Here is a 1985-nt window from a genome sequence, read left to right on the forward strand (position 1 = left end):
GCCTGTCCGCTGTAGTTACCCTGACCGGTGCAGGTCACGGTGGCGGTGCCAGCGTTCGTGTTGTTGCTGTAAGCCACGGTGTAGTCGGTGCCGGCCACGAGCGTCATCTCGTGGAAGGTCAGTACGGGAGCGGGAGTCTGAGCCTCGCTGGTGTATGTCAGCGCGTCGATGTCAGCGATGAAGCTGTTCTCCAGCGCCTTCGTACCTACGGTCAGTGTGCCGTTGGTGAAGGTGATGGCATAGTTGTCAGAGGTGTAACCAGAAGGCGTTATGTCGTAGGTACCCACGCCGCTCTGATCCTTCACGTAGCTGCAGGTCAGTGACAGCGTGCCGCCCAGCACATCCTTGTTCTCCTGAGCAGCGAAACCATCGTAGCTCACGGTGTATGCAGGTGCCTCGTCACCGAAGGTCACGCTCTTGTTGTCGGCAGTGACGGTCAGTGCCTTCTTCGTGATACTGAAGGTCTTCGAAGCCGTGCCGCTATACTTCGTGCTGTTGGCCAGCGCGGTGACGGTAGCGGTGGCGGTGCCCACGTTCACGTTGTTCTCGTAGCTCACGCTGTAGTCCGTGCCCTTCACCAGTGTCATGCCGTTGAAGGTCACCACGGGAGCGGGCTCCTGTGCCACGCCGTTATATACCAGCGATGCGATGTTAGCGATAAAGCCGTCCTCCAGGGCCTTCTTGCCCACGGTCAGCGTACCCTTCGTGAAGGTGATGTCGTAGTTGCTTGAGGTCAGTCCGCTGGGCGTGATGTCGTAGTTGCCTGCGCCGGTCTGGTTCTTCACATAGCTGCAGGTCAGTGCCAGCGTGCCGCCGAGCACGGCCTTCGTCTCGTTGTTCACAAAGCCGTCGTAGCTCTCGGTGTAGGTGGGAGCATCGTCGCCGAAGGTCACGCTCTTATTGTCGGCAGTGACGGTCAGTGCCTTCTTGTTGATGGTGAACTTCTTCGTGGTCTCGCCGCTGTACTTCTCGCTGGTGGCTACGGCGGTGATGGTCACCGTAGGAGCGTTCTCAGTAGCAGTAGAGAGAGCAGCATTGGTGTTGTTGCTGTAAGCCACGGTGTAATCCGTGCCGAGGGTAAGAACGGTGGAACCGTCCTTCACACTAACCGTTGGCTCCAGGGCCTGGCCGGTGTAGGTCAGGGCAGTGATGTCGTCGATGGTGATGTCCTGATTGGTGAGCAGCTTCTTGTACGTGACGCTGATCTCAGCGTTGGCGCGCTGCATGACGAACGACCAGGTGTTGTCCTGTCCCAGCAGCTTGGTCAACTCGAAGTCCTGCAGCAGGCCGATGCCGGCCTGTGCGCGGCGGGGTGCCTTGGCGATGGCTGCGCCCCACTGTCCGCTGGTCTGGTTGACCACCCAGCCCGTGTTGGGAGTGATGACGACGGTTACGGTCTCGCCTTCCTTGGCGGTGGTCACCTCGTTCTCGCCCACGTAGAACTTCACGCTACCCTGAGCGTTGGTGCCCACGGTAAGGTTATAGCTCGGAGCGACGCCAGGCATCGTCTCATATACTTCATGGGTAGTTGGGTTGAAGTGTATGGTCAAGGTGTAGGTGCCAGCCTTAGCGATATTGATAACGCGGTCAAGATCAGGATATGCCTCATTCCAGCTGTGATCCTTCACGACCTTGTATATCACATCATTATCGAGATAGACGTTGGTGTAGGTGATGCTGTAGGTGCCATCACCGTTCTTCGTCATGTCATTGGCGGTGTTAGTAGGATCCCAAGCCGTGCCAAACATGGCTGCGTTGTTGCCGGCCACGGTGTACGTGTCTGCCGCCCACGCGCCCGTCACTGCCGTCACCAGCAGCACGAGCAAACTAAATAATTTCCTTTTCATATTCATAGTTTCTTTATTGTTATTTCTCATTAACTGTTTTCTGTAACAAAAACCTTGAAAACCCCTCTGCTGATGTTTTAGCTCTTCGAGCCCCGTGCTGCTGTCATGGCTTTGTGCCTGTGAGCAAGCTCCCGCACA

The 1985-nt window shown here is 56.9% G+C and carries 1 protein-coding gene; it reads right to left on the minus strand.

The genetic code is table 11. The annotated features are described in order from the left end of the window. Positions 1-1847: MBG domain-containing protein (locus T433_RS15475; RefSeq protein WP_211249755.1), on the minus strand; the 1847-nt coding region annotated here is incomplete at its 3' end. Positions 1848-1985 lie beyond the last annotated feature (138 nt).

This window comes from Xylanibacter brevis ATCC 19188 (assembly GCF_000621725.1).
In the GTDB taxonomy this organism is placed as follows: Bacteria; Bacteroidota; Bacteroidia; order Bacteroidales; family Bacteroidaceae; genus Prevotella; species Prevotella brevis.